The 2,857-nt window shown below is 64.8% G+C and carries 4 protein-coding genes and 1 pseudogene; 4 read left to right on the top strand and 1 reads right to left on the bottom strand.

Annotated features, from left to right (window positions below; all coding sequences use genetic code 11):
- The 4 genes and pseudogenes from ABT116_RS41830 to ABT116_RS41815 form a co-directional block, all read left to right on the top strand.
- Nucleotides 1-752 (top strand): hypothetical protein (locus tag ABT116_RS41830; RefSeq protein ID WP_351645602.1); only part of this gene is annotated, 752 nt, incomplete at its 5' end.
- On the top strand, nt 752-1,381 hold the full coding sequence (locus ABT116_RS41825; RefSeq protein WP_231783613.1) for a DUF6668 family protein: 630 nt from the start codon (nt 752-754) through the stop codon (nt 1,379-1,381). The genes ABT116_RS41830 and ABT116_RS41825, both read left to right, overlap by 1 nt.
- 15 nt (nt 1,382-1,396) lie before the next feature.
- The gene (locus ABT116_RS41820) at nt 1,397-1,681 is read left to right on the top strand and encodes a hypothetical protein (RefSeq protein ID WP_019749787.1); all 285 of its coding nucleotides are present in this window, start codon (nt 1,397-1,399) and stop codon (nt 1,679-1,681) included.
- 171 nt (nt 1,682-1,852) lie between these two features.
- Nucleotides 1,853-2,101 (top strand): annotated as a pseudogene (locus ABT116_RS41815) (aldehyde dehydrogenase family protein); the annotation flags it as partial.
- Between the two features lie 62 nt (nt 2,102-2,163).
- On the opposite strand, the gene ABT116_RS41810 reads toward ABT116_RS41815, so the two are convergent.
- The gene (locus ABT116_RS41810; protein WP_351645598.1) at nt 2,164-2,736 is read right to left on the bottom strand and encodes a dihydrofolate reductase family protein; all 573 of its coding nucleotides are present in this window, start codon (nt 2,734-2,736) and stop codon (nt 2,164-2,166) included.
- Between the last annotated feature and the right edge of the window lie 121 nt (nt 2,737-2,857).

Below are 2,857 nucleotides of genomic sequence, written 5' to 3'. Positions count from 1 at the left end.
GGCTCACGGCCCAGCGCCGGTGTGAAGTAGAAGGCGTTGAAGGCCTGGGCCGTGCGCAGGTCCTTGGTCTCGCGAACGCGTGGTCGACCATCGGTGCGACAAGTGCTGTCGTCGATGCCACGGTCGGCGGCGGCGACCTGGTCGAGCGCGGAGCGGATTCGACCGTCTCGGAAACCTCGATCGAGACGATGTTCGGATCCTCCGAGACGCTGCACGCTGACGAGTCGTTCAGCGCGTCCACCTCGGCAACCTCGGCCGGCGCCCACGTCCTCGGCCGCCACTGGCTCGAAACCATCGAACCCGACTTCCGGCAGGTCGATCGGTACGTCCGCGCCCAGGTCGACACCACGGTCTACGACCTGGGGCACCGAGCGTTCGGCCGCGAGAGTGCGCAGTCGCTCCGGGGAGAACCGTGGTCGACGATCGTTGTCGCGGTCCCGTGCCGCGCCGACGCATTCAACCGGATGCGAGCCGTCCTCGAGACGATCCGGCTCACCGCCGGAGAGAAGGCACTCGATCGCACGATCGTGGTCATCTCGCACCAGACCGCAGGCCCTGCTGCTGCCGATGTCTCGCAGCTCCGCGACCACCTGACCGGCAAGGTCTTCGCGGTCGAGGAAATCCCGTACGACCAGCACCTTGCGTCGGGGTTGACGATTTCGGCGACCGACCTCGCACCCGACACCGCTGCCGCGTACGAGCAGATCCGCAGTGTGAGTGTGCGCGCAGCGGACAGCCGGAGTGATCGCTGATGGGCGCGCAACGCTTGTCCGCCGAAACGGGACACCGAGTCGACCTCACCGATGCGTCGGTCCGTCTTCCTGATGCGGTGGCCCCGATCTGGGACGAACCGATCCCGCTGCCGCCTGGTGCGCCGAAGCCGATGGTGTGGCTGCTCGGCGCTCACGGCGGAGCCGGAACTTCGACTCTGGCGCAGGTTCTCGCGCCGGCCGCTGAATGTGGTCGCCGGTGGCCCGGCGGTCACGGCGGGCAGAGTCCGTTCGTTGCCGTCGTCGCCCGCGAGACGGTGTCCGGTCTCGTGCGCGCTCACGAGCTGCTGCGTCAGCACGCGGCGGGCAAAGGCGGACCCAGCCAGGTCGTCGGTTTGATCACCGTCGCCGATCGGCCAGGGCGCAAGGTGCCCAAGCCGATTCAACAGACTCTCGACCTCGTCACCTCGCTCACAGCGGCGCAGTGGCGGGTCGGGTGGATCGAACAGTATCCGCTGGTACGTGACCCGACCTCGTTGCAGGTGTGGTCACCGTTCGATCCGGAACCGGAACGCAAACGTGGCCCCGACGACGTTCCGGCGGACATCGCCGAACTCGGCAAGGCCTTACGCGAATCCATCATCGCCCGCATCAAAACCCAACAAAGTTGAAAGGTTGCCCACCACATGGTCATTCACACGCTCCAGACCGGCATCGACATTCTCGCTCAGATCGACCTCACTCCCGAAGCGCCTCCGAAGTCCGAAGGATTCCTCCGACTCGGTCGGTGGCTGCTGTGGGGCGTCGTCCTCGCCGGGGTGTGCGCACTCGTCTATGCCGGCGGAAAGTTCGGCTGGGAAAAGTACTCCGGCGGCCAGCTCGAATCCCCGAAGATCGTCGTCGGCGCACTCATCGGCGGTGTGATCGCCACCAGCGCAGGAACGATCATGAACACGGTCGTGTTGTCGTGATTGCCAGCGTGATCATGCTCCTGGTCGGACTCGGAGGCGGCACGCTCGCCTTGTACGGCAATCGTCTCTGCACCCAGGGCCATGCGAAGGCGGCTGACGACTACGCGAACGGTCGGCCGACGGCCACGGGTATGCGCGTGCTGGACAGGGGCTTTCTGCTGGCAGTCGCCCACCAACGACGGCGGCGCTGCCAGACGCTTCCAGAACGAGGTGGAGGTCGGCATGATCGGCATCAATGTCCCCATCCCGGTTCCCATGGCCTACTACAGCTTCGGCGGCTGGAAGAACAGCCTCTTCGGTGACACCCACGCTCACGGGACCGAAGGTGTTCATTTCTTCACGCGAGGTAAAGCCGTCACCAGTCGCTGGCTCGACCCCAGCCACGGCGGTATCAACCTCGGCTTCCCCGAGAACAGCTAACCGGCAAGACATCTGTGGCCGAGACTCTCGAAGAGTCTCGGCCACAGATGTTTTCGAGAGGTCTACGTGACCGTGGGGTGGTACGTCAGTACCTGAACTCCGGATTCGTACCGACGATCGTCCTTCAACTCGAGGACGATCTTGTCGGCCGATTCGGGGAACACTCTCCCGCCGGACCCGAGAATGACCGGAAAGACCATCAGTCGCAACTCGTCGACCAGACCGGCCAGCAACAACGCGTGGACGAGCGTCCGACTTCCCGCCACCAGAATCTCGCCGTCGATCTGCTCCTTGAGCTTCGGGACAGATTCCTCGATGGGACCGTCGAGCGCCGTCGAGTTGTTCCACTCGAGTGGCTCCGTCGAACTCGTGACGACGTACTTGGGCATCTCGTTCATCTTGTCCGCGAAGCCTTGGTCGTCCTCGCGGTCAGGCCAGGCACCGGCAAAGCTCTCGTAGGTCCGCCGACCGAGTAGAAGCACGTCCGCGGCGAGGGTTTCGTCGAGTTTGAACTTCATCTGATCGCCCTCCTGGTACGGAAAGACCCATCCAGAATGCGCATAGCCCGGTTCACCACCGGGCGCTTCCATGACCATGTCCAAAGACACGAATTCCGTCACCACGATCTTGCCCATACCGATCCCCTGTCGTCAGTGTTCCTGCACCGTGCGCCGGTCCGGTAGCCGATGGTGGGGATGCCGGCCGCGACGGCGGCCTGGGCCAGGGGCAGGCCGTACGGGCCGAGTCCGATGACGG

This window comes from Streptomyces sp. NPDC002130, assembly GCF_040296465.1.
In the GTDB taxonomy this organism is placed as follows: domain Bacteria; phylum Actinomycetota; class Actinomycetes; order Streptomycetales; family Streptomycetaceae; genus Streptomyces.
This window is presented reverse-complemented; position numbering and strand designations above follow the sequence as displayed.